The organism is Arthrobacter sp. NPDC093125 (genome assembly GCF_044754225.1).
GTDB lineage: Bacteria > Actinomycetota > Actinomycetes > Actinomycetales > Micrococcaceae > Arthrobacter.
Genome location: NZ_JBIVOQ010000002.1, coordinates 1 through 23431 on the forward strand (window position 1 = coordinate 1; position 23431 = coordinate 23431).

The 23431-nt window shown below is 66.1% G+C and carries 25 protein-coding genes and 1 riboswitch; of the genes, 7 read left to right on the plus strand and 18 right to left on the minus strand.

The genetic code is table 11. The features are described from left to right. The 6 genes from ACIP9X_RS04485 to ACIP9X_RS04510 form a co-directional block, all read left to right on the plus strand. Window positions 1–1515 (plus strand): transketolase-like TK C-terminal-containing protein (locus tag ACIP9X_RS04485; protein ID WP_400478544.1); only part of this gene is annotated, 1515 nt, incomplete at its 5' end. A 174-nt stretch (window positions 1516–1689) separates the two neighbouring features. Beyond that, window positions 1690–2931: a PucR family transcriptional regulator gene (locus ACIP9X_RS04490; RefSeq protein WP_400478545.1), complete on the plus strand. Its 1242-nt coding sequence runs from the start codon at window positions 1690–1692 to the stop codon at window positions 2929–2931. Window positions 2932–3019: 88 nt separating this feature from the next. After that, complete coding sequence (locus ACIP9X_RS04495) at window positions 3020–3949, plus strand: ACP S-malonyltransferase (RefSeq protein WP_400478546.1); 930 nt, start codon at window positions 3020–3022, stop codon at window positions 3947–3949. Next, entirely contained in the window at window positions 3946–5034 is a 1089-nt protein-coding gene (locus tag ACIP9X_RS04500) for a beta-ketoacyl-ACP synthase III (protein ID WP_400478547.1), read from the plus strand. Before ACIP9X_RS04495 ends, ACIP9X_RS04500 begins: the two co-directional genes overlap by 4 nt. Before the next feature lie 81 nt (window positions 5035–5115). Next, entirely contained in the window at window positions 5116–5361 is a 246-nt protein-coding gene (locus ACIP9X_RS04505) for an acyl carrier protein (protein WP_076802402.1), read from the plus strand. Window positions 5362–5550: 189 nt separating this feature from the next. Next, a complete protein-coding gene (locus ACIP9X_RS04510) occupies window positions 5551–6786 on the plus strand; it encodes a beta-ketoacyl-[acyl-carrier-protein] synthase family protein (protein ID WP_400478548.1) in 1236 nt (411 codons plus the stop codon). 107 nt (window positions 6787–6893) lie between these two features. Here the strand turns inward: ACIP9X_RS04510 and ACIP9X_RS04515 are convergent, their stop codons facing one another. From ACIP9X_RS04515 to ACIP9X_RS04595, 17 genes are all read right to left on the minus strand, one after another. Continuing rightward, the gene (locus ACIP9X_RS04515; protein WP_400478549.1) at window positions 6894–7397 is read right to left on the minus strand and encodes a DUF3145 domain-containing protein; all 504 of its coding nucleotides are present in this window, start codon (window positions 7395–7397) and stop codon (window positions 6894–6896) included. Between the two features lie 236 nt (window positions 7398–7633). Beyond that, a complete protein-coding gene (locus tag ACIP9X_RS04520; RefSeq protein ID WP_400478550.1) occupies window positions 7634–8560 on the minus strand; it encodes a tyrosine recombinase XerC in 927 nt (308 codons plus the stop codon). An 88-nt stretch (window positions 8561–8648) separates the two neighbouring features. Further along, window positions 8649–9791 (minus strand): DNA-processing protein DprA, encoded by a 1143-nt coding sequence (gene dprA / locus ACIP9X_RS04525; protein WP_400479036.1) that lies wholly within the window; start codon window positions 9789–9791, stop codon window positions 8649–8651. A gap of 54 nt (window positions 9792–9845) precedes the next feature. Then, window positions 9846–11390, minus strand: a complete 1545-nt coding sequence (locus ACIP9X_RS04530; RefSeq protein ID WP_400478551.1) for a YifB family Mg chelatase-like AAA ATPase — start codon at window positions 11388–11390, stop codon at window positions 9846–9848. After that, window positions 11390–11746 (minus strand): YraN family protein, encoded by a 357-nt coding sequence (locus ACIP9X_RS04535; protein ID WP_400478552.1) that lies wholly within the window; start codon window positions 11744–11746, stop codon window positions 11390–11392. Before ACIP9X_RS04535 ends, ACIP9X_RS04530 begins: the two co-directional genes overlap by 1 nt. Window positions 11747–11888: 142 nt before the next feature. Beyond that, window positions 11889–12215 (minus strand): DUF2469 domain-containing protein, encoded by a 327-nt coding sequence (locus ACIP9X_RS04540; RefSeq protein WP_003806068.1) that lies wholly within the window; start codon window positions 12213–12215, stop codon window positions 11889–11891. A gap of 133 nt (window positions 12216–12348) precedes the next feature. Then, entirely contained in the window at window positions 12349–13020 is a 672-nt protein-coding gene (locus ACIP9X_RS04545; RefSeq protein WP_400478553.1) for a ribonuclease HII, read from the minus strand. Between the two features lie 2 nt (window positions 13021–13022). After that, window positions 13023–13874, minus strand: coding sequence for a signal peptidase I (gene lepB / locus ACIP9X_RS04550; protein ID WP_400479037.1), 852 nt, complete (start codon window positions 13872–13874; stop codon window positions 13023–13025). 180 nt (window positions 13875–14054) lie between these two features. Then, window positions 14055–14735, minus strand: coding sequence for a signal peptidase I (gene lepB, locus ACIP9X_RS04555; protein ID WP_400478554.1), 681 nt, complete (start codon window positions 14733–14735; stop codon window positions 14055–14057). 86 nt (window positions 14736–14821) lie between these two features. Beyond that, the gene (rplS, locus tag ACIP9X_RS04560) at window positions 14822–15181 is read right to left on the minus strand and encodes a 50S ribosomal protein L19 (protein ID WP_003806064.1); all 360 of its coding nucleotides are present in this window, start codon (window positions 15179–15181) and stop codon (window positions 14822–14824) included. A gap of 313 nt (window positions 15182–15494) precedes the next feature. After that, entirely contained in the window at window positions 15495–16289 is a 795-nt protein-coding gene (trmD, locus tag ACIP9X_RS04565; protein ID WP_400478555.1) for a tRNA (guanosine(37)-N1)-methyltransferase TrmD, read from the minus strand. After that, window positions 16290–16865: a ribosome maturation factor RimM gene (gene rimM, locus ACIP9X_RS04570; RefSeq protein ID WP_400478556.1), complete on the minus strand. Its 576-nt coding sequence runs from the start codon at window positions 16863–16865 to the stop codon at window positions 16290–16292. Window positions 16866–17041: 176 nt separating this feature from the next. Continuing rightward, window positions 17042–17284: an RNA-binding protein gene (locus ACIP9X_RS04575; protein WP_400478557.1), complete on the minus strand. Its 243-nt coding sequence runs from the start codon at window positions 17282–17284 to the stop codon at window positions 17042–17044. A 1-nt stretch (window position 17285) separates the two neighbouring features. Next, on the minus strand, window positions 17286–17696 hold the full coding sequence (gene rpsP, locus ACIP9X_RS04580) for a 30S ribosomal protein S16 (RefSeq protein ID WP_400478558.1): 411 nt from the start codon (window positions 17694–17696) through the stop codon (window positions 17286–17288). A gap of 256 nt (window positions 17697–17952) precedes the next feature. After that, complete coding sequence (locus tag ACIP9X_RS04585) at window positions 17953–18390, minus strand: hypothetical protein (protein ID WP_400478559.1); 438 nt, start codon at window positions 18388–18390, stop codon at window positions 17953–17955. Between the two features lie 169 nt (window positions 18391–18559). Then, window positions 18560–19435, minus strand: a complete 876-nt coding sequence (locus ACIP9X_RS04590; RefSeq protein ID WP_400478560.1) for a VOC family protein — start codon at window positions 19433–19435, stop codon at window positions 18560–18562. 79 nt (window positions 19436–19514) lie between these two features. Further along, window positions 19515–20597, minus strand: coding sequence for an amidohydrolase family protein (locus tag ACIP9X_RS04595; protein WP_400478561.1), 1083 nt, complete (start codon window positions 20595–20597; stop codon window positions 19515–19517). Between the two features lie 39 nt (window positions 20598–20636). Continuing rightward, a riboswitch (TPP riboswitch) is annotated at window positions 20637–20744 on the plus strand. Between ACIP9X_RS04595 and thiC the strand changes: the two genes are divergently transcribed. Then, window positions 20739–22580: a phosphomethylpyrimidine synthase ThiC gene (gene thiC / locus ACIP9X_RS04600; RefSeq protein WP_400478562.1), complete on the plus strand. Its 1842-nt coding sequence runs from the start codon at window positions 20739–20741 to the stop codon at window positions 22578–22580. It overlaps the preceding riboswitch by 6 nt. 100 nt (window positions 22581–22680) lie before the next feature. On the opposite strand, the gene ACIP9X_RS04605 is transcribed toward thiC, so the two are convergent. After that, window positions 22681–23415, minus strand: coding sequence for an alpha/beta fold hydrolase (locus ACIP9X_RS04605; protein ID WP_400478563.1), 735 nt, complete (start codon window positions 23413–23415; stop codon window positions 22681–22683). Between the last annotated feature and the right edge of the window lie 16 nt (window positions 23416–23431).

Consider the following 23431-nt stretch of genomic DNA (forward strand, 5'->3'; position numbering starts at 1 on the left):
GAGGGCCGCAACGCGACCCACCAGATGAAGAAACTCACCCTGGATGACCTGAAGAAGTTCCGCGACCACCTGCGGATCCCGGTCACGGACGAGCAGCTGGAGCAGGACCCGTACCGGCCGCCCTACTTCCACCCCGGCACCGACGCGCCGGAAATCAAGTACCTGCTCGAACGCCGCGCGGCGCTAGGCGGTGCTGTTCCGGAGCGCCGGTCCAAGCACGCGGACATGACCATGCCGGACGCGAAGTCCTTCGAGGTCGCCAAGCGCGGTTCGGGCAAGCAGCAGGCCGCCACCACCATGGCGTTCGTGCGGCTGCTCAAGGACCTGATGCGGGACAAGGAATTCGGCAAGCACATCGCCCCGATCATTCCGGACGAGGCCCGTACCTTCGGCATGGATGCGTTCTTCCCGACGGCGAAGATCTACAACCCCAAGGGCCAGAACTACCTGTCCGTGGACCGGGACCTGGTCCTGGCCTACAAGGAATCCGCCCAGGGCCAGCTGATCCACCCCGGCATCAACGAAGCCGGCGCCGTCGCAGCGTTCACCGCCGCCGGCACCGCCTACGCCACCCACGGCGTACCGCTGATCCCGGTCTACGTGTTCTACTCCATGTTCGGTTTCCAGCGCACCGGCGACGCCTTCTGGGCAGCAGCGGACCAAATGACCCGCGGCTTCATTATCGGCGCCACCGCAGGACGGACCACCCTCACCGGCGAAGGCCTCCAGCACGCCGACGGGCACTCCCCGATCCTGGCCTCCACCAACCCCGCCGTGGTCACCTACGACCCCGCCTACGGCTACGAAATGGGCCACATCGTCCGCGACGGCATCGAACGCATGTACGGCCCCTCCGGAGCCGACGGCAAAGACGCAGACCGGAACCTGATGTACTACATCACCGTCTACAACGAGCCGATCGTTCAGCCCGCCGAGCCTGATGAGCTGGACGTCGAAGGTGTGCTGAAGGGCATCTACCTGCTCGCACCGGCCAAGACCGACGGCCCGCGCGCGCAGCTGCTGGCCTCCGGCGTTTCGGTGCCGTGGGCACTCGATGCCCAGCGGATCCTGGCCGAGGACTGGGGCGTGTCCGCGGACGTCTGGTCCGTGACCTCTTGGAACGAACTGCGCCGCGACGGCCTGGCCGCCGAGGAAGAAGCGTTCCTGAACCCCGGCGAACAGGCACGGGTGCCGTTCGTGGCCCAGCAGCTCGCCGGAGCCACCGGACCGGTCATCGCCGTCTCGGACTACATGAAGGCCGTCCCGGACCAGATCCGCCAGTTCGTCCCGAACGAGTTCGCCTCCCTCGGCGCCGACGGCTTCGGCTTCTCCGACACCCGCGCAGCAGCCCGCCGGTTCTTCAAAAACGACACCCACTCCATCGTCGCGAAAACCCTGCAGCTGCTCGCGCGTCGCGGTGAGGTTGATGTCCAGGCTCCGGCCCAGGCTATCGAGAAGTACCGTCTGCACAACGTCAACGCCGGGACCACCGGCAACGCTGGCGGCGAAGCGTAACAACGCTGCTTGTCGGCAGGCTTGGTTCGCTCACCCAGCAACGGCGGCCCTCACCGGAAGGTGGGGGCCGCCGTCGTCGTTCTCCTGCCGCGGGCCTGGTGTGATTCAGCACAACCGGAGTTGTAGCCTTCGCACAAAATGGAGCTTGCAGGGCGCGCCCCGTATGCTCGATGCATGCCCCAGCCAACGCCCGCCCCCGCAAAGCGCCCTCCGGCGTCCCGTCTGACACCGGAAAAGACGGAGACCCTGAAGAAGCTCAGGGCAAGCGTTGGCCAGTTGTCCACTACCACCATGCGCGAGCTGGAAAAGTCACTGCCGTGGTACAGCAGGCTCAGTTCCGACGAACGTTCGGCGCTGGGACTGGTGGCCCAAAACGGCATCGCCGCCTTTGTTACGTGGTATGAGCGTCCCAGCTCCCCGTCCTGGATTCTCACGGACGTTTTTGGCACCGCCCCGACGGAGCTCACCCGCTCGATCAGCCTCCAGAAAGCACTCCAGCTCATCCGGATCGTGGTGGAGGTGGTGGAGGACCAGGTCCCGGTGATCGCCCCCGAAGCAGACCAGCCGTCGCTGCGCGAGGCCGTGCTCAGGTACTCACGTGAAGTGGCCTTTGCGGCCGCTGACGTCTACGCCCGCGCCGCCGAGTCACGGGGTTCATGGGACACACGCCTCGAAGCCCTGATCGTGGACGCCATCCTGCGCGGTGAAAACACCGACGCACTGCGGTCCAGGATCGCTGCCCTCGGCTGGAAAGCGCAGGAGCGGTTCACGGTGATGGTGGGAAATTCGCCGTCGGAACCCAGTGCCAGCTACGTGAGCGAGTTGCGGCGCATGGCCGGCCGGTATGCAGAGGACGCCCTCGTGGGAATCCAGGGGGACCGCCTCATCCTGATCCTCGGCGGTGTCCATGACCGCGAAACGGCCTACATGAAGCTTAGTGAGATGTTTGCGCCCGGCCCTGTGGTGTACGGCGCCGAGGCGAGTTCGCTGCTGGAAGCCAGCGGATCCGCACAGTCCGCTTTCGCCGGCCTCACCGCCGCGCGCGCATGGCCCTCGGCGCCGCGCCCAGTGGCTGCGGATGATTTGCTGCCCGAACGGGTGATCTCCGGGGATGACGCAGCGCGCAGGTCGCTCGTCAAGAACATCTACCGGCCCCTCCTTGCCGCCTCCAACGGGCTCGTGGAGACCCTGGGCACCTACCTGGAACTCGGGCATTCGCTCGAGGCAACCGCGCGTGAACTCTTTGTCCACGCCAACACCGTGCGTTACCGGCTCAAGCGGGTTTGTGACGTGACAGGGTGGGATCCCCTGCTCCCGAGGGAGGCCTTTGTGCTGCAGGCAGCCCTGGTGGTGGGGCGGCTCTCGACCCCGCCAAAGGCCCCCGTGGAGCGCCAGCCTGCGCGGAACCAGAACTGAACCGTTGTAGACTTCCTACAAACTGACCCAGTGAGCTTGGTGTACGCAAACACCCTTGGTTCACGCGGCAATTTGGAAAGCTGGATACGTGCTTGCAATCGTCTGCCCTGGACAGGGCTCACAGACCCCCGGTTTTCTGGCCCCTTGGCTGGAACTGCCCTCCGTAGCGGGCCATCTGGCCTCCCTGAGCGAAATCGCAGGCATTGACCTCACTGCCCACGGGACCACCTCGGATGAGGAGACCATCAAGGACACTGCCGTCGCGCAGCCCCTGATCGTCGCAGCCGGCCTGGTGGCCGCAAAGTCACTGTTCGACGTCGAGCTCAACACGCTGCCGGTCATCCTCGCCGGACACTCCGTGGGTGAGATCACGGCCTCGGCGCTGGCCGGCGTGCTGACCGAGAAAGAAGCGATGACCTTCGTGCGGGAACGCGCCAACAGTATGGCCGCGGCCGCTGCTGTGACCCCCACCGGCATGAGCGCCGTCGTGGGCGGCGATCCCGCCGAAGTACTGTCAGCCATTGAGGCGGCAGGCGCCACCCCCGCGAACGTCAACGGTGCAGGCCAGACCGTCGCCGCCGGGACCTTCGAACAGCTCAAGGCCCTCGCGGAGAACCCGCCGGCTAAGGCCCGCGTCATTCCGCTGAAGGTTGCCGGAGCGTTCCACACCTCGCACATGGCGCCGGCCGTAAGCGCTCTGGAGGCCCTCCGCCCCGAGCTTCAGCCGCAGGCCCCCGCCGTTCCCCTGCTGTCCAACTTCGACGGCAAGGAAGTCACGGACGGAGCAGCAGCAGTGAACAGCCTGATCGCCCAGGTTTCCCGCCCCGTCCGGTGGGACCTCTGCATGGAAACCCTCGTTCAGCGCGGCGTCACCGGCGTCATCGAACTGGCCCCGGCCGGCACCCTGGCGGGCCTGGCGAAGCGCGGCATGCCCGGCGTCAAGACCGTGGCCGTCAAGACCCCCGATGACCTGTCCGCAGCCCTTGCACTTTTCGCAGAACTGGAGGGACAGGCATGAGCACTCCCACACTGAAGCAGGCGCCCGTCAACGAGCACACCCGCATTCTGGGCCTCGGCGCCTACCGGCCGGACGTCGTGGTGACCAACGGAGACGTCTGCCAGTGGATCGATTCCTCCGATGAGTGGATCCGGCAGCGTACCGGCATCATTACCCGCCACCGGGCCCCGGCCGACGTCAGCGTCATCGACATGGCAGAGGGCGCCTCCCGCGAGGCCCTGGCCAAAGCCGGCATCGAGGCGTCGCAGCTGGGAGCCGTCATCGTCTCCACGGTGACCCACCCCTATGCCACACCGTCGGCGGCAGCCAGCCTAGCCGACCGGCTCGGCGCTACGCCGGCCCCGGCGTTCGACATCTCTGCCGCATGCGCCGGGTACTGCTACGGCATCGCCCAGGGCGATGCGCTGGTCCGCTCCGGTGCTGCCCAGTACGTGCTGGTGGTCGGCGCCGAGAAGCTTTCCGACGTCATCGACAACACGGAACGCACCATCTCCTTCCTCCTCGGCGACGGTGCCGGCGCGGTCATCATCGGCCCGTCTGAGACACCGGGCATCGGCCCCTCCGTCTGGGGTTCCGATGGCAGCAAGTGGGATGCGATTGGCATGACCCACTCCCTGGTTGATGTGCGCGACTTCTCTGCTGCGCGTTCAGGTGCGCTGGCCCATGCCGGATCCTCACAGGGAGGTGCGCTTACTTCGGAAGAAACCGCCCTCGCGGACGGCGCCCTCTGGCCTACCCTGCGCCAGGACGGCCAGACCGTCTTCCGCTGGGCCGTCTGGGAAATGGCGAAGGTTGCCCAGCAGGCGCTGGACGCCGCCGGCATCCAGGCCGAGGACCTTGTGGCTTTCATCCCGCACCAGGCCAACATGCGCATCATCGACGAGATGGTCAAAAAGCTAAAGCTGCCCGAAACCGTTACAGTGGCGCGGGACATCGCAGACGCCGGCAACACCTCGGCTGCGTCCATCCCGCTGGCCACGCACCGGCTGCTGCAGGAGCACCCGCAGCTCAGCGGCGGCCTGGCGCTTCAGATCGGCTTCGGCGCCGGTCTGGTTTTCGGCGCACAGGTTGTAGTCCTTCCGTAGGAAATCACCACATCAAACCGCAACCGCGGTTTGCCCCGTTTCCGGCAGCCCCTGCCGGCAATACAAGAAAAGGAGCCACCAATGGCTAGCAACGAAGAGATCCTGGCCGGACTGGCTGAAATCGTCAACGAAGAGACGGGCCTGGCCCCCGAGGCTGTCGAGCTGGACAAGTCCTTCACCGAGGACCTGGACATCGACTCCATCTCCATGATGACCATCGTGGTCAACGCTGAAGAGAAGTTCGGCGTGCGCATCCCCGACGAAGAGGTCAAGAACCTCAAGACCGTTGGCGACGCCGTGGACTTCATCTCCAGCGCCCAGGCCTAAGCAGGACCGGCCGTATAGCGGCTGAAAACCGGCTGGCCGGCCCGCAGTTCGCTGCCCGGGCCGGCCAGCCGATGCATCACCAGAGACTTTTTCTCGCCACAGACTTTTAGCAGACCCCTCGCACGCCACCGATGCAGGCCCTCCGGCCGCAGCACGGGACAGGCAGGTGCACCGACAGAGAGTGATCCCATGACACGCAAAGTAGTCATTACCGGTCTGGGTGCCACCACGCCCATCGGCGGCGACGTACCCACAATGTGGAATAACGCGCTGAAGGGGGTTTCCGGCGCACGGACGCTGGAGGATGACTGGGTTGGCAAGTACGAACTCCCGGTGCACTTCGCAGCACGTTGCTCGACGCCGGCCCTCGAGGTTTTGAGCCGCGTTGAAGCCAAGCGCATGGACCCCTCCACGCAGTTCGGTGTTATCGCCGCCCGCGAAGCGTGGGCAGACGCGGGCATCACCGAATTCGACCATGACCGCCTTGCGGTGGCCTTCGCCACCGGCATCGGCGGCGTCTGGACCCTGCTCGACGCCTGGGACACGCTGAAGGAGAAGGGCCCCCGCCGGGTCCTGCCGATGACGGTCCCCATGCTCATGCCCAATGGCGTGGCCGCTGCAGTCAGCCTTGACCTTGGTGCCCGGGCCGGTGCCCACACCCCCGTCTCCGCCTGCGCCTCCGGCACCGAAGCCCTGCACCTGGGCCTGGACCTGATCCGCTCGGGCAAGGCCGACATCGTCATGTGCGGCGGCGCGGAAGCTGCCATCCACCCGATGCCGCTGGCCGCCTTCGCGTCCATGCAGGCCCTCTCCCGCCGCAACGACGAGCCCGAACGTGCATCCCGGCCCTATGACATGGACCGCGACGGCTTCGTCATGGGTGAAGGCGCCGGCGCCCTCGTCCTCGAAGCGGAGGAACACGCACTGGCACGCGGCGCCCGGATCTACGGCGAACTCGCCGGCACCTCCGTGACGTCCGACTCGTACCACATCACCGCTCCGGATCCGCAGGGACTCGGCGCCACCCGTGCCCTCAAAGCCGCGATGTTCGACGGCCGCATTCAGGCCGAGGACGTTGTCCACGTCAATGCCCACGCCACGTCCACTCCCGTGGGTGATAAGCCGGAGTACACGGCGCTGAAGGCCGCGCTGGGTGCTCAGGTCGATACGGTGGCGGTCTCCGCCACCAAGTCGCAGATGGGCCACCTGCTGGGCGCGTCCGGTGCGGTTGAAGCCGTGCTCACCGTGCTGGCCGTCTACGAGCGCAAGGCGCCTCTGACCATCAACCTGGAAAACCAGGATCCGGAGATCCCGCTCGACGTCGTCACCTCCGAGCGCGTCCTGCCCGCCGGAGACATTGTGGCACTGAGCAACTCGTTCGGCTTTGGCGGCCACAACGCCGTCATTGCCGTACGAAGCGTGTGATCACTGACTGAGCCAGCTATTGGCTGAAGTGCCAGGAAGCCCCCGCCGGATGGCGGGGGCTTCTTGCGTTGCTATGGGGGATGGGCAACTTAGCCCGCTTGGCGTTTTTAGCCCACCTGGTGCAGCCAGCGGACGGGGGCGCCCTCTGCTGCATGGCGGAACGGCTCCAGTTCCTCATCCCATGCCTCACCGAGGGCAAGCGACAGCTCGTGGTAGACGGCGGAGGGATCGCCGGCGCCGGACTCGTAGGCGTACCGGATGCGGTCCTCGGACACCATGATATTGCCGTGGACATCCGTCACGGCATGGAAAATTCCCAGTTCGGGCGTGTGCGACCAGCGGCCGCCGTCCACACCCTGGCTGGGTTCCTCGGTCACCTCAAAGCGCAGATGCGCCCAGCCCCGGAGGGCAGACGCCAGCTGCGCACCTGTGCCCTGAGGGCCGGTCCAGGACAGTTCCGAACGGAACATTCCGGGCGCGGCCGGTTGAGGGGTCCACTCAAGATCTGTCCGCTTGTCCACGACAGATCCGATGGCCCACTCCACGTGGGGGCACAGCGCAGTAGGCGCCGAATGAATAAACAGCACACCGCGGGTCATTGCAACAGACATTCCATCCTCCATAGCTGTAGGTACGTCTTCCCCAACGACCTGCATGGATGGATCTCTGGTGCTCCGGGCGCCGCGTGGTGCCTGCTATTCCTGCCAATCTATGAAACTGTTACCGGGCTTGCAAGATGGCCAAAGGCTTAAAGCACTGCTTGAAAGTTGCCGGACTTGGCTCTTATTGTGCCGTACCCTGCCTAATTACGCCAGTGGGATTCGGCGCGCCGTGAAGGCGCGCCGCTTTAAGCCCGCGGATGGGCTTGCTGGTAGCTCTGCCGCAGCCGGTCCACGGAAACGTGCGTGTAGATCTGGGTCGTTGCCAGGCTGCTGTGCCCGAGGATTTCCTGCACGGCCCGCAGGTCAGCACCGCCGTCCAGCAGATGGGTTGCGGCAGAGTGGCGCAGGGCGTGCGGGCCGGTGGCGGCGGTGTCCCCCAACGCTTCGAAGAGGCCCCTGACCACACTCCGGACTTGGCGCTGGTCCACGCGGCCTCCCCTCACACCCAGAAACAGTGCGGGGCCGCTGCCGGAGGTGACAAGTTTTCCGCGCCCCCGGCGCAGCCAATCGTCGACGGCGAGCGCGGCTGGCAGCCCGTAGGGAACCGTGCGTTCCTTGTTGCCCTTGCCGACGACCCGCAGCGTCCGACGGTCCGGGTCGAGGTCGTCGATGTCCAAGCCGGCCAGTTCGCCGACGCGGATCCCGGTGGCGTACAGCAGCTCGACCATGGCCCGGTCGCGCAATGCCATGGGCGCCCCGTCCTTTGCCGCAAGGCCCAGGTCCGTGAGCACCCGGACAAGCTGCTGTTGCTGAAGCACCCCCGGCAGTGAGCCTTCCTTCTTCGGTGCCCTCAGGCGCAGGGCGGGATCCGACTCGATGAGTTCCTCGCGCAGCGCCCATGCCATGAAGCTGCGGGCGGTGGCAGAGCGGCGGGCCAGGGTGGATCGGGAGACGCCTGCCTCGCTCTGGCTGCCCAGCCAGCGCCTGATTGTACCCAGCTCGATTCCGCTGAGTTCGCCGACACCCTCTTGTGCCGCGTGTTCAAGCAGGCTGCCCACATCCGAAAGGTATGCCCGAACAGTGTGCACGGAACGTGCCCTCTCGCCCTCCAGGTAGCGGCCAAAGCTGGTGACAGCGTCCGCCAGCGCAGGCGGCAGTTCCTTGTTTTCCACGCTCTCACTTTCCCAGTAATCCTCTGACGGTCAAGGATCGCTTCCGGCGCGCCGTCCGTCATCCCCGAGGCTGCTCCCTGCCTGCCATTCAATCCGCATTCTTGGACCGCTTCCATCCGCCGCCGCGGGATTCTGCCAACCCGAGCAGACCCAGCCTGCCGAGTCCGGCCCTCACCGATTCGGCCCCTAGTCCTGCCACGGTGCAGAGTTTCTCCACGGAAGTGGTGGACCGCAGCGGCAAGGCATCCAACAGAATCAGGTCTTCCAGGGTCAAGCCGTCGTGGACGGCGCTTCCGCCGTCGCGCGTTTCCGTCAGGAATTCACCACTTGGCGCTGCCAGCTCTGCAATCTCGGCGGCGTCCGTCACGCAGACGGCGCCGCCCTCGCGGAGGAGCCGGTGGCAGCCGGCGGAGTTGGCGCTGTGAACTGATCCCGGTACGGCTCCAACGGCCCTGCCCAGCATCTCTCCGTGGTGGGCGGTGTTCAGCGCGCCGGACCGCCACCGGGCCTCCACGACCACTGTGACCGATGCCAGTGCCGCGATAAGCCTGTTCCGCTGGAGGAAACGGTAGCGCGTGGGTGCCGACCCAGGGGGCACTTCGGCCAGGACGGCTCCCTGGTTCACAACAGCCCGCAGCAGGTCCTCGTTCCCGGACGGGTAGAAACGGTCAACTCCCCCGGCCATCACAGCGATGGTGGGCAGGGCTTCCGACACGCCCGCCAGCGCGGCTCTGTGCGCGTGGGCGTCTATGCCGTAAGCCCCTCCCGACACCACTGTGAAGCCCCGCTGCGCCAGGGAATAGGCAAGGTCGCCGGTCACGGCTGCTCCGTAACTCGTGCTGTCCCGGGAGCCGACCAGTGCAATGGATTTCCGCGCCGGGGGAAGCTCCTGCTCAACGCCGCGCCACCATAGGCAGATCGGTTCATGAATACCGAGGTCGCCCAGTTGCTGCGGCCACAGATCGTCTCCCGGAACGATCAGTCGGCCGCCAATCCGCTGCATCATCACTAAGTCCCGTTCAGGCGCCAGATCAGGGATCCTCGGGGCCCACCGCTTCAGCGCGGCTGCCACTCCCGCCCAGGACGTCGCTGCGCCGTGTTCGGCGAGAACACCCGTCAGTTCCTTTTCCAGGGCGGGACTGAAACTGATCTCTCCTGTGGCGATCCGGAGTGCATCCTGTGCGCCCACTTTCTGCACCAGCGCAAGGCCGGCCGAGTCCTGCGGCTCCATCAGTCTGGAAAGGGCGGCCCGTGCGGTTCTCTCGTTGTACAAAATCAGTTCCTTTCACGCCGCGGCCGAAGCCGCCTGCCGGAGGCTCAGGGCCTGTCCGATGTCATTGGTGTCCGGCCGTTCCCGGCAGCCCAGGTCCGCGAGAGTCCAAGCCAGGCGCAGCACGCGGTCGTACCCGCGCGCCGTCAGCACTCCCCGTTCGAGGGAGCGGTCCAGAATGCCGGTGGTCCCGGACGCCAGCCTCAGCTCCCCGCGCAGGACGCGCCCCGGAACCTGAGAGTTGGTCTCCATCCCCAAGGGCCCAAGTCGCTGCAGTTGCCGCACCCGCGCTGCCCGGACCCGCCTGGCGACGGTGGCACTGTCCTCCTCGCCGCCGGACTGGCCGAAGTTGGCCAGTGAGACACGTTCCACCTCCAGCTGGATGTCCACCCGGTCAAGGAGCGGTCCCGACAGGCGCCCCAGGTACCGCCGGCGCATCGTAGGCGTGCAGGTGCAGTCGATGCCTTTGCCTGACGCCTTGCCACAGGGACACGGATTGGCAGCCAGCACCAGCTGGAAGCGGGCAGGATAGGCAGCCGTGCCGGCAGAACGGTGAATGACGAGCTCACCGCTTTCCAGGGGCTGGCGGAGCGCATCAAGAACCCTGCGTTCGTACTCCGGGGCCTCGTCAAGGAAAAGAACGCCTCGGTGTGCCCGGGATGCAGCCCCGGGCCGGGGCAGGCCCGAGCCGCCGCCGATGATGGCAGCAGAGGTTGCGGTGTGGTGCGGATTCTCGAACGGCGGCCGCCGCACCAGCTGCAGTGCGGAGGACGGTAGCTGGCACAGGGAGTGGATGGCCGTTACCTCCATTGCCTCCGTGTCGCCCAGATCGGGCAGGAGTCCCGGCAGCCGCTCGGCGAGCATCGTCTTGCCTGCTCCCGGCGGTCCGGTGAGGAGCACATGGTGGGCACCGGCGGCAGCAACCTCAAGGGCCCGCCGGGCGTCGCCCTGGCCTGACACATCACACATGTCGGGAATGCTGCCCGGCACCAACGAGACTTCTTCCCCCGGTGGTTCGTCGTTCGGGTCGAAGTCCATCGCCAGTTCCTGGGGGTCGGCGCCACAATCGAAGGCAAGCCGCGCAAGGGTTCTGTAGCCCTTGACCCGGGCACCGGGCACCAGCGCTGCCTCAGCGGCGTTGGCCTGCGCTACGACAACGTCTGCATATCCTGCCTGCACTGCGGCCATGACGGCAGGGAGGACACCGCGGACCGGGCGCAGCCGGCCGTCCAGACCCAGTTCGGCGATGAAGACGGTGCGGCCGGTGGTCCGGATGTCACCGGCGGCGCGCAAAGCTGCCACGGTGATGGCAAGATCAAAACCAGAGCCGCTCTTGGGCAGGGAAGCCGGAATGAGGTTGGCCGTGATTTTCCGCCGGCTCAGCGGAATCCCGGAGTTTTGTGCGGCAGACCTGATCCGCTCCTTGGCCTCATTGAGCGAGGCGTCCGGAAGGCCGAGGATGATGAAGGCCGGCAAGGTTTGGCCAATGTCGGCCTCGACCTCCACGATGTACCCGTTCAGCCCCACCAAGGCCACCGAATAGGTCCTTCCCAGGGCCATTACCCCACCCCCTTGAGATGCTCAAGGGTCGGCTCGCACACGCCGTCGTCCAGCACCGCAATCACATCCACGCGGCGCAGCGGGATGCGCAGCCCCCGGTGGCCGCACCAGGCCGCTCCCAGCCGGTGCAGCCGGGCCAGCTTCTCGCGGCCCACCGCCTCGAAGGGGTGGCCGTAGGCAAGGGACCGGCGGGTTTTCACCTCGGCAATAACCAGCGCATCGCCGTCGAGGGCAACAATGTCGATTTCCCCATCGGGGCAGCGCCAGTTGCGCTCCACGATCAGCATGCCCAGCGATTCCAGGTACGCCGTCGCGAGCTCTTCCCCACGCCGGCCCAGCACGTCTTTGGCTTTCATATCTACCTCCGCATCCAGAGTGCGGGGGCAGCGTCAGAACGGGATACGGAGCTGTTGGGCTATGTGGGAAAAGCGGCTGAACGTGCTGCTGTGGAGGGAAAGTCGGCCCGCCACTAAGACCTCAGGGACCACCCAGGCCGGATCAGTTGCCGAGGTCGACGTCCTTGGGCAATGCAAGCTCCTCGTTGCGCGGGAGTTCCTCGACGTTGACGTCCTTGAAGGTGATGACGCGGACGCTCTTGACGAAGCGGGCGGAGCGGTAGACGTCCCAGACCCAGGCGTCCTGCAGGGTCAGGTCGAAGTAGACCTCGCCGTCGGCACTGCGTGCCTGCAGGTCCACGTGGTTGGCGAGGTAGAAGCGGCGCTCGGTCTCGACCACGTAGCTGAACAGCCCCACGACATCGCGGTATTCGCGGTAGAGCTGGAGCTCCATGTCGGTTTCGTAGTTTTCAAGATCCTCGGCACTCATGGTTCCATCTTGCACCATGGAGCGGCCCCCCCGCGCACCAACAGCAAGCGCACCGGTCACCGGCAGCCAGCACCCGCGCGGCAGCGGCCGGAGCACGGGCTCCGTGGGCAAAGAGATTACGTGGGCAAAGAGATTATTCGGACAGCAGGTTCCAGCTCACGCGGTGGTAAGGGCTGGGTCCGGCAGTCCGGATTGCCTCCCGGTGCGCCGCGGTCCCGTACCCCTTGTTGACGTCCCAGCCGAAGGCGGGATACTCGACATGCAGCTCCTGCATGGTGCGGTCCCGCTCCACCTTGGCCAGGACGCTGGCCGCGGCGACGCTCAGGCACTGCATGTCCGCCTTGACCAGCGTGTGCACCGGGGCGTCGCAGCCCGGATCCACCACGACCTCGTCAAACAATGAGGGCTGCATGTCAGGAGACAGCCAGTTGTGGCTCCCGTCCAGCAGCACGACATCCGGAGTGATTCCCGTGCCCAGTATCTGGAACCATGCCCGGTTGCCTGCCGTCCGGAGCGCCCCCATGATGCCCAGTTCATCAATTTCGCGGGCGGTGGCATGCCCCACTGCTGATGCGACACTCCAGGCCCGCACCAGTGGATCCAGGCGCTCACGCTCTGCTGCTTTCAGCAGCTTGCTGTCCCGGACGTCCGCCAGCAGTTCCATGCGGTGCAGGTCCACAACGGCGATTCCCACACTGACCGGGCCGGCCAGGGCACCGCGGCCTACTTCATCGACACCTGCGAGGAAGCGCGCACCCCGCGGGAGGAAGCGCTTCTCGTAGTCAAGCGTTGGGGCAACGGACATCACTAACCTGCCGGAGGAACGCTCTTGAACACGTCCGGATAATTGTCCAGGCCCGACCAGCGGCTCAGCGGCCAGGCGATGACTGCTGCACGGCCCTCAATATCAGCAATGTCGACGAAACCGCCGTTGGAATCCGTGTGGGCCCGGGAATCCGCAGAGTGGTTCCGGTTGTCGCCCATGACCCAGACCTTGCCTTCCGGGACCACCACGTCGAAGTTGCGCACCATCGGCACTTCGGCAGGATTGACGTACTTTTCGTCCAGCGGGGCTCCGTTGACGGTCACCTTGCCGTCGGCGTCGCAGCACACCACGTGGTCACCGGGCAGGCCGATGACGCGCTTGACGAGGTGCTGCTCCGAGTTGTCAGGAAGCAGGCCCACAAACGTCAGTCCGTCTTCAACGAAGGTGAACGGGCCGTCAACCTTCTGGGGTGTGGGCGGCAGCCACCCCTTGGTGTCCTTGAACACCACCACGTCGCCGCGCTCGAGGGCGAAAGGTTCCGGAACCAGCAGATTGACGAAGATGCGGTCGTTGACGTCCAGGGTACTCACCATGGACTCCGAAGGAATGTAGAAGGCACGGAACAGGAACGTTTTGATGAGGAAGGAGAGGACGACGGCGATGATCACCACCGTGGCGATCTCCTTCAGCCACACCAAATAGGGGTTGCGGGCAGGAGCCTGCTTCTTCCGGTCACCCCCGGCAAGCCGGGCATCGGCGCGGGGACGCTTCCCTTGCAGTGAAGCGGCCCCGTCTTCAGCGGCTGGCGCACCGTTGCCACCGCGCGTGGCAGGTTCGGCGGACGTGGCAGGGCCGGTCGACGTGGCAGGCCCGGTGGACGTGGCAGGTTCGATAGGGCTGACCGTAAACGGTTCTTCCCGGCCCTCCACTGGAGCAGCCTGATCAGCCCGGTCATCCGGCTGTGCGCCGCCGTCGGGGACGGCCGGCGCCGAAACGGGCTCGCCCAAAGCGCGCCTTCCAGGCCTGGCAGCAGCCTGCTGCGGCTCGGAAGTCCCGGGGTCTGTCTCGGGCATTTACTGTCCGTCCTTAGTCGTTGAAGTGGCCGCCTTGGTCGGCCGCACCACTGAGCCAAATCTATCAAGCGGCCAGATGATCTGTACCGGTCTGCCAATCACCCGGTCGACGCGGACCATGCCGCCACCGGGTGCGCCAAGGAGGCTCCGGGAGTCGGCGGACACCGAGCGGTGATCCCCCAGCAGCCAGAGCCGGCCGGCCGGCACGGAGACACTGAACTTGTAGTTACTGGGCGCGTCGCCGGCATGGACATAGGGTTCCACGATCGGCTGGCCGTTTACTGTGAGCCGCTGCTGGGCGTCACAACATACGACTTTGTCCCCCGGCAGGCCGATGACGCGCTTGACGTAGGTGGTGTCGCTGCCCGTCAGTCCCAGCCAGTGCCCGGCGGAGACCAGTGCCTCCTGCAACGGACCCGCGCCGGAGCTGAGCGGGGCAAATGATCCGCGGCCGTCGAACACCACGACATCGCCGCGGCGGATTGGCTCGGATTGGAAGTCTGTGCGCGACACCAGGATACGGTCACCGGCGCTGAAGAGCGGCTCCATGGAGGCCGAGGGGATGTAGTAGACGTCCAGCCACAGTGAACGGACAATGCCGCTGAGGAGCACGGCCAGGGCGAACGCAAGAAACACAAAACGCCAGCCCGGTCTCCCTGGCTGGCGTTTTGTGGTGTCCATGATCCGTATCCTGTGGCGCTGTTGCGGATGGCTCCGGCGCTGGCCGGATACGGGTTCTGGACCCGCCGTGCAAGTCCGGAAGGGACCTACTTGGCGGTGCTGAAGTCGCGCTTTTCCTTGATCTTCGCAGCCTTACCGCGCAGTGCGCGCATGTAGTAAAGCTTGGCGCGGCGCACGTCACCCTTGGTGACGAGCTCGATCTTTTCGATGATCGGGGAGTGCACCGGGAAGGTACGCTCCACGCCAACACCGAAGGAAACCTTGCGGACCGTGAAGGTCTCGCGGATGCCGTCGCCCTGGCGGCCCAGGACGAAGCCCTGGAAGACCTGGACACGGGAGTTCTTGCCTTCGATGATGTTCACGTGCACCTTGAGGGTGTCACCCGCGCGGAACTCGGGAACATCGGTACGCAGCGAGGCTGCATCTACGGAATCGAGGATATGCATTGATCCACTCCTGGTGAACGCCACAGGTCATTCACTTTGGGTCACGGCGGCCAAGCCCGGACAATGTCCGGGAATCGCTGCCGAAGTGTTGAGGTCCGGTCCCGCCACCCTTTGGCGGCCCCGGGGTGTCCCGCTGTTGGTTGCGCTCCCCCTGTGGCAGGTGCGGACCCAGCAGACACAAGGGTTAATTATGCCCCATATGGAACGGATTGGTTAATTTGCAACGATTTGTGCCAAATGGAACGAAGGCTTGATTTTTGACCAGTTCGCGCCATTTGCGACACCAGCACTGAGAAGTGCGCTGCTGAGCAGCTTAGGCGTCCGGCCGCCGCTTGAGGCGCCCGTCGACGACGTCGTAACCCAGGTCCGCGAGTGCGGCGCGGTCCGGGCGGGACAGTTTTCCGGCGTCGAACTCCTCCAGCAGGTCGGGGCGGCGTTCCGCCGTCCGCCGGTACTGTTCGTGGCGCCGCCACTGGGCGATCTTTCCGTGGTTTCCGCTGAGCAGGACGGCCGGGACCTCCCGGTCCCGCCACACGGAGGGCTTGGTGTAGACGGGGTACTCGAGCAGCCCGTCCGAGTGCGATTCCTCCACGAGGGACTCCGGATTCCCCACTACCCCGGGCAGCAGCCGGCCGATGGCCTCGACCATCGCCAGCACGGCCACTTCGCCGCCGTTCAGCACGTAGTCGCCAAGGCTGACCGGACGCACCGTGAAGTGCTCCTCCGCCCATTCGATGACCCGCTCGTCGATCCCTTCGTAGCGGCCGCAGGCGAAGACCAGCTGGTCCTCCTCGGCCAGTTCGTAGGCCAGCGCCTGGTTGAACCGCTCCCCCGCCGGCGACGGTACGATCAGCACCGGCTTTCCCGCGCCGGCAGGACGCGCCTCCGCCACCGACGCCAATGCCTGGGCCCATGGCTCCGCCTTCATGACCATTCCGGCGCCGCCGCCGTACGGGGTGTCATCCACGGTGCGGTGGCGGTCGGTGGTGAAGGTCCGGAGGTCGTGGACGTTGAGCTCCAGCAGCCCGTCCTGGCGCGCCTTGCCGATCAGCGACAGGTCCAGCGGTGCCAGGTACTCGGGAAAGATACTGACGACGTCGATTCTCATCTAGGCTTTGACTCCCGGCTGAGGTTCGCCGTCATCTTCGACGCCGTCGCTTTCAGAACCGCCGCCCTCTTCGTTGAGCTCAAACAGTCCGGCCGGCGGAATCACCAGGACATAGCCGTCCTCAATGTTCACCTCGGGAACGATCTGCTCCACGAACGGGATCAGGATCTCCTTGCCGTCCGGAGTCTCCACCACCAGCAGATCCTGGACCGGCATCGTGTTCAGCGCCGAGATCTTGCCAACGACCGCTGAACCGACGCGCACGTCGAGGCCCACAAGCTCGTGCTCGTACCAGCCTTCGTCATCGTCCTCGTCGAGTTCCTCGGTCTCGATGAACAGCTTCGCGCCGCGGAGGGTCTCGGCCTCGTTCCGTGTCGCAATCTCGTCGAAGCCGAGGAGAAGGATGTCCTTGTTCCAGCGGGCGCTCTGCACGGTCAGCGGCCCTGCCGACGCCGGCTCCACCACGAATTCCGTGCCGGGGACAAACCGGTCCTCTGGGGCGTCGGTGAGTACCTGGACGGTCACCTCGCCGCGGATTCCGTGGGGCTTGCCGATTCGTGCCACCTGGAGCTGCATGTGTTCCTCTGTTCGGGAGTGCGTTTTGTAAGAGCTGGCTGTTGTTGTTTGCGGCCGTCCCGCTCTGCGACGTGGCCGAGGCGGTCGGCAGGAGGTGAGCTTGCCGGGAAAGCAGTACGGCCCCTCCACCGTTGCTGGTGGAGGGGCCGGACTTTAAGGCAAGTGTTGCAGGCGCGTTACCGGCGGCGGTCCGTGTCGACGACGTCGACCCTGACCTGCTCGCCGTCTGCCAGCGCCGCCACAACCGTGCGCAATGCACGGGCGGTCCGGCCCTGGCGTCCGATTACCCGTCCAAGGTCTTCCTGATGAACGCGCACCTCGAGGGTATCCCCGCGGCGGTTGCTCTTCTGGCTGACCTTGACATCTTCCGGGGAGTCAACGATTCCGCGGACCAGGTGTTCGAGCGCTTCTGCCAGCAACTTACTCAGCCTCGGTGGTCTCTGCTTCAGCCTCGGCGGGAGCTTCTGCCTTGGCCTTCTTGGTGATGGCTTCCGGGATGATCACGGAACCCTTTTCCGGGGCAACGAAAGCTTCCTTCTCGGCCTTGGTCTTCAAGGTGCCTTCCTGACCCGGGAGGCCCTTGAACTTCTGCCAGTCGCCGGTGATCTTGAGGATCGCAGCAACCTGCTCGGACGGCTGGGCGCCGACGGACAGCCAGTACTGGGCACGCTCAGAGTTGACCTCGATGTATGAGGGCTCTTCGGTGGGGTGGTACTTGCCGATCTCTTCGATCGCACGGCCATCACGCTTGGTGCGGGAGTCGGCGACGACGATACGGTAGTACGGTGCGCGCATCTTACCGAAGCGCTTAAGGCGAATCTTTACGGCCACTTTTGTGGTCACTCCTGTTTCTGAAACGGGCTGAACCCATGTTTCTGCACCCGTGGGGCGGGCCATACTTGGGGGTTCGAAAGGACAAGATCCAGACGCGGAGAGAGGGGCCACGCAGATCGAGTACCTGTTTATTGTGCCAGATCAGCGGCACGATTTCGACTTGAGGCGGGCGTGGCGCCTTCCGAGGACAAAACCGCAGGGCAAAAGCCGAGGACAACAGCGAAGACGCGTGCGGCCTGTCAGGAAGAGCCTGTCAGGAAGACCAGACGTAGAGGCCGGTGCGGCTGTTTTCGTCGACGCCGCGGGCGAGTTCAGCCACCTGCTGGACGTACTTCCGCGCATCGTCGGCGGCGAAGGGCATATCCTCCCCGGCCGCCCACCGTTCTGCGACGTCATCCAGCACGTTGCCCTCGCCCTCGGATTCATAGCTGAGCAGTTCCGCAAGGGCACGCACCATGGCCGGGGGCACGCCCAGCAGCGAATCACTGGCAACGTCCACCATGGCCAGTTCGTAGTCGGCCCCGGCTGCGTGCACGGCCGCTCCCGCCAGGTCGCCGAGCTGTTCGAACTCAAAGTCGCTGATCCCCGGAATACGGACACCGCCGGAAGGGGCCGCCCCGCCGGACTCGAGGGCGGCGGCCCGCTTGAGGGCTTCACTGTGGGTGGCAACAAAGATTTCGGTGAAACCCATGGGAAATTCGGCCTCGTTCCGTCGACGGCGGGTACCCCGGACGGCGGTACCGCCGCCCGGAATGATCGACTTCAGCCTAACCCACAGCCGCGCCGCGGACTGAGCGGATGACGACAGTCCGGGGACGCGCCCACCAGGAGCGGCCAGCCTGCTGGCCGGAGGGAAGCGCTCAGCGGACGGCGACGCGGATGCGGTTGCGCCAGGGGTCCTCGAACCGAAGTTCCGCTCCGGTGTGGTGCGCAGCGACTCCGGCGACGCTCAGCCGGTCAGCGAGCGCACCGACGTCGTCCCCGGCCGGAACCTCAATGAGCACTTCACCCAGTCCGAGGGTGTCGCGGCGCGGCCCGGCGCCCCGGCTGTTCCAGACGTTCATGGCCATGTGGTGGTGGTAGCCGCCGGCCGAGACGAACAGGGCCTGGCCGTGCCAGCCTGCTGTCTTTTCGAATCCGAGCGTCCCGACGTAGAAGTCGTGGGCCGTCTGGACGTCGCCCACCTGCAGGTGCACGTGGCCCACTCCGGCCTCTGTGCCGCGCTGGCCTTGCACCGCACTCTCGGTCAGGTGCTCCTGCAGGTACTGCTGCGGGGGCAGCGCGAGGCTGTCCATGACCACATTCTTCCCGTCCCAGGACCACGCTTCGCGGGGGCGGTCCCAGTAAAGCTCGATGCCGTTGCCTTCAGGGTCGCTGAAGTAGAAAGCTTCGCTGACCAGGTGGTCGGCGCTACCGGCGAAGAGCTGCGGATCGTACTGCGCCGCGGTGGCGATGGTGGCTGCGAGTGCGGCCTGGTTGTCAAAGAGAAGCGCAGTGTGGAAGAGGCCGGCTTCACCCCGTCCCGGGACGCTCAGCCCCGGCGCGGGTGCGAGATGCACCAGGGGCGTGTTGAGCCGGCCGAGGTAGACGCCGCCGTCCTGCTCGGCCACAACGTCAAGCCCGAGTGCCCGCTGGTAGTAGTCGGCCATGAGTTTCATGTCCCCGACCTTGAGCATGACGGTGCCCATGGTGAGGTCGGCTGGAAGAAGGTCCTGGCTGCTGGCTGCTGGTGTCATGTGAATACTCCCGGACTCACTGGCCACCGGATTTCGATGGTCCCTACACCTCTAAATTACTTGAAGCTTCAATTTATTCCTAATGGACGACTCTTCCGCGCAGAACCACCGCCCGCAACTCCCTGATGGTTCCGGGAACGTCCCGCGGATCATGCCGGCACACGACAACATCCGCGCTGGCACCCTCGGCGACACCGCCGGTCCGCAGCCACCGGCGCGCCGCCCAGCAGGCGGCATCCAGGGCAGCGGCGGAGGGAAGGCCGGCACCGTGCAGTGCCAGGATTTCGTCCGCGATCCTGCCGTGCCGGATCACACTGCCCGCGTCCGTTCCGGCGAAGATCTGCACGCCGGCCTCGTACGCCTCCCGCACCCGTTCGTTGCGGCGTTCCCACAGCGCCCGCATGTGGGCGGCGTAGCGCGGAAACTTTGACTCCGCCTGCGCGGCGATGTCCGGGAAGGTGGCGATGTTGATCAGCGTCGGCACGATCGGCACACCCTGCTCCACGAACCGGGGAATGTGACGCGGCAGCAGTCCCGTGGCGTGTTCGATGCAGTCAATGCCGGCGTCCAGCATGTCGTCCAGGGTGTCCTCGCCGAAGCAGTGCGCCGTGACTCTCGCCCCTTCATCATGAGCGGCGCGGACAGCGTCCCGGACAGTCCCTGCGGGAAAGGACGGTGCAAGGTCGCCGATGCCGCGGTCAATCCAGTCCCCCACGAGTTTGACCCAGCCGTCGCCGGAACGTGCCTGCTTCCGCACCGCCTCAACAAGGCCTTCCGGCTCAACCTCCACAGCGAAGTTCCTCAGGTACCGGCGGGCGCGCGCAATGTGCCGCCCGGCCCGGATGATCCGCGGCGCTTCCGGGGTTTGCTGCAGCCACCGGGTGTCGCTCACCACGCCGGCGTCGCGCACCAGCAACGTGCCGGCGTCCCGGTCGGCCATCACCTGCGCGTAGGCAATCTCGTCATCCACCGCCCCTGCAGGCCCAAGCCCGATGTGGCAATGCGCGTCCACGAAACCAGGCAGCACCCACCCGTCCAGGACCACGTCCGGGCTGCGGTGCGGCCGGTGGAAGGTCAGATTGCCGTCCACGGCCCAGAGCCCGGTCCGTTCCTGGTCCGGGCCGGTGAGCACGGTCCCGGTGAATTCGATGATGTGCGACACGGCTCCAGCCTAATCCTGCGGCCCATGTGGTAGCTTCGTTTACGACCACACGGGTGCCCCTGCAGGGGCTGAGATCGGGCTGACGCAGCCTGCGACCGTTGAACCTGTCCGGGTAATGCCGGCGAAGGAAGTGAGCCTTAAATGAGCACCCAGAAAACACAGCTGATCCCTGCCCAAAACAAGCCTGCCAAAAATAGCCCTGCCCAAGATGAAGCGAAGGATGAAGCCGTCCCCGTTACACAGTCGCTGAAGTCACACTCCCTGGCCTACATCGAGGGGGACGGCCTGCGCGTTCCGGTAACGGAAATCGCCCTGGAGCCGTCGCCCAGCGGGGAGCGGAACGAGCCCTTCCGGGTCTACCGGACGGCAGGCCCGGGCAGCGATCCCGTGGTGGGCCTCGCCCCGTTCCGCTCGGAATGGATTGAAGCCCGCGGCGACACCGAGCCCTACAGCGGCCGGGAACGGAACCTGCTCGACGACGGCCGGTCGGCCGTGCGCCGCGGCGCCGCCTCCGCGGAGTGGAAGGGAGCACAGCCGGTGCCCCGCCGCGCCGTCGGCGGTAAGACGGTGACGCAGATGCACTACGCCCGGCAGGGCATTATCACCCCGGAGATGCGCTTCGTGGCGCTGCGCGAGAACTGCGACGTCGAACTGGTGCGCAGCGAGCTGGCGGCCGGCCGGGCTATCATCCCCAACAACATCAACCACCCCGAGTCCGAGCCGATGATTATCGGCAAGGCCTTCCTGGTGAAGATCAACGCCAACATCGGCAACTCGGCGGTGACGAGCTCCATCGCTGAAGAGGTGGACAAGCTGCAGTGGGCCACCCAATGGGGCGCGGACACGGTCATGGACCTCTCCACGGGCGACGACATCCACACCACCCGCGAGTGGCTGATCCGGAATTCCCCTGTCCCGATCGGCACGGTTCCGATCTACCAGGCACTGGAAAAGGTCAACGGCGAAGCCAACGCCCTGACCTGGGACATCTTCCGGGACACTGTGATCGAACAGTGCGAACAGGGTGTGGACTACATGACCATCCACGCCGGCGTCCTGCTGCGCTATGTGCCCCTGACCGCCAACCGCGTCACCGGCATTGTTTCCCGCGGCGGGTCCATCATGGCGGGATGGTGCCTGGCACACCACCGGGAGAACTTCCTCTACACGCACTTCGACGAACTGTGCGAGATCTTCGCGAAGTACGACGTCGCCTTTTCGCTGGGCGACGGCCTGCGGCCCGGTGCCACCGCAGACGCCAACGACGCCGCCCAGTTCGCGGAGCTCGACACCCTGGCTGAGCTGACCCAGCGGGCGTGGGAATACGACGTCCAGGTCATGGTCGAGGGCCCCGGCCACATTCCCTTCCACTTGGTGCGGGAGAACGTGGAGCGCCAGCAGGAACTGTGCAAGGGCGCCCCCTTCTACACCCTCGGCCCGCTCGTCACGGACGTGGCCCCCGGATACGATCACATCACCTCGGCCATCGGCGCCACGGAGATCGCCCGCTACGGCACGGCGATGCTCTGCTACGTGACACCGAAGGAACACCTCGGCCTGCCGAACAAGGACGACGTGAAAACCGGTGTGATCACGTACAAGATCGCCGCCCACGCCGCAGACCTCGCCAAGGGCCACCCGGGGGCGAATGAGCGCGATGACGCCCTGTCCAAGGCGCGCTTTGAGTTCCGCTGGCGGGACCAGTTCGCCCTGTCCCTTGACCCGGTCACGGCCGAGGCTTTCCACGACGAGACGCTGCCGGCCGAACCGGCGAAGACGGCCCATTTCTGCTCCATGTGCGGGCCTAAGTTCTGCTCCATGCGCATCAGCCAGGACATCCGGAACGAATACGGGTCCGCGGAGGCGCAGGCCGCACTGGCTGAGATGGCCGAAGGGATGCGGGAGAAAAGCCAGGAGTTCCTGGCGGCCGGCGGGAAGGTCTACCTGCCCGAGCTGAAGCTCCCGGAAAACGCCCGGCAGTAGCGATGGTTTCGGGCCTTCGTCCGGCGGGCGTTGGGGGCCGGCCGGACGGGGGCCCGGAGTAAGGCCGGAGGCGCGGCGGGTGCAGGAAGTAGGGCCGGGGTCAGGAGGCCTGGAGCTGCTGACCGCGGCTGACCTCTGCGATGAATGACCGGATCAGCTGGTCGCCTTCGGCAGAATCCTGGGGCCGGTGCCCTCCCGGCGCGATGCGGTGCCGGGCGCCGGTCTCCTGAAGATATCCGGCAATCTCCTCGTACAGCGGCTCCCACCCGCCGGTGAGGACGAGGGTTGGCACGCCGGGAACGATCTCCAGCGGCGCCTGCCAGGGAGGTGCCTGCAGCCGCAGCCTCCTGGCTGCGCGCTTCGCCTCGGGCGTGCTGGGTCCGGTCGCCTCGGCGGCGAAGGCCCTCCGCACGAATTCCCGTTCGTAGTCGTCGTCGCCGAGCTGGTGGCGGACCTCGAACAGCGGCTCCATGAGCGCCCGGTGGGCCGCGGTGGCCGGCAGTTCAGCAGTCAGCGACAGGCAGGCCGGCTCCACAAGCGCCAGCGAGAAGACAAGGTCGGGCCGTTCGACGGCGGCCATCATCGCTGCGATCGCGCCCTGGGAGTGGGCGACGATGTGGCCGCCGGCAGCGCCGCGCCCGTCGTCGGCCAGGGACCGGAGCACAATGCGGGCGTCCTCGGCGAAATCGGTCTCGAGGGGCTCGGCCTCGGCATCAAAGCCGTGGCGCCGCAGGAACAGGGCGTCGTACTGCAGGGCCATGCCGTGCTGGCGCGGCCAGGCGGCGGAGCCGAAGCTTCCGGCGCCGTGGACGAACACTACCCGCTGCTTAAACATGACCCAACCTTATGGC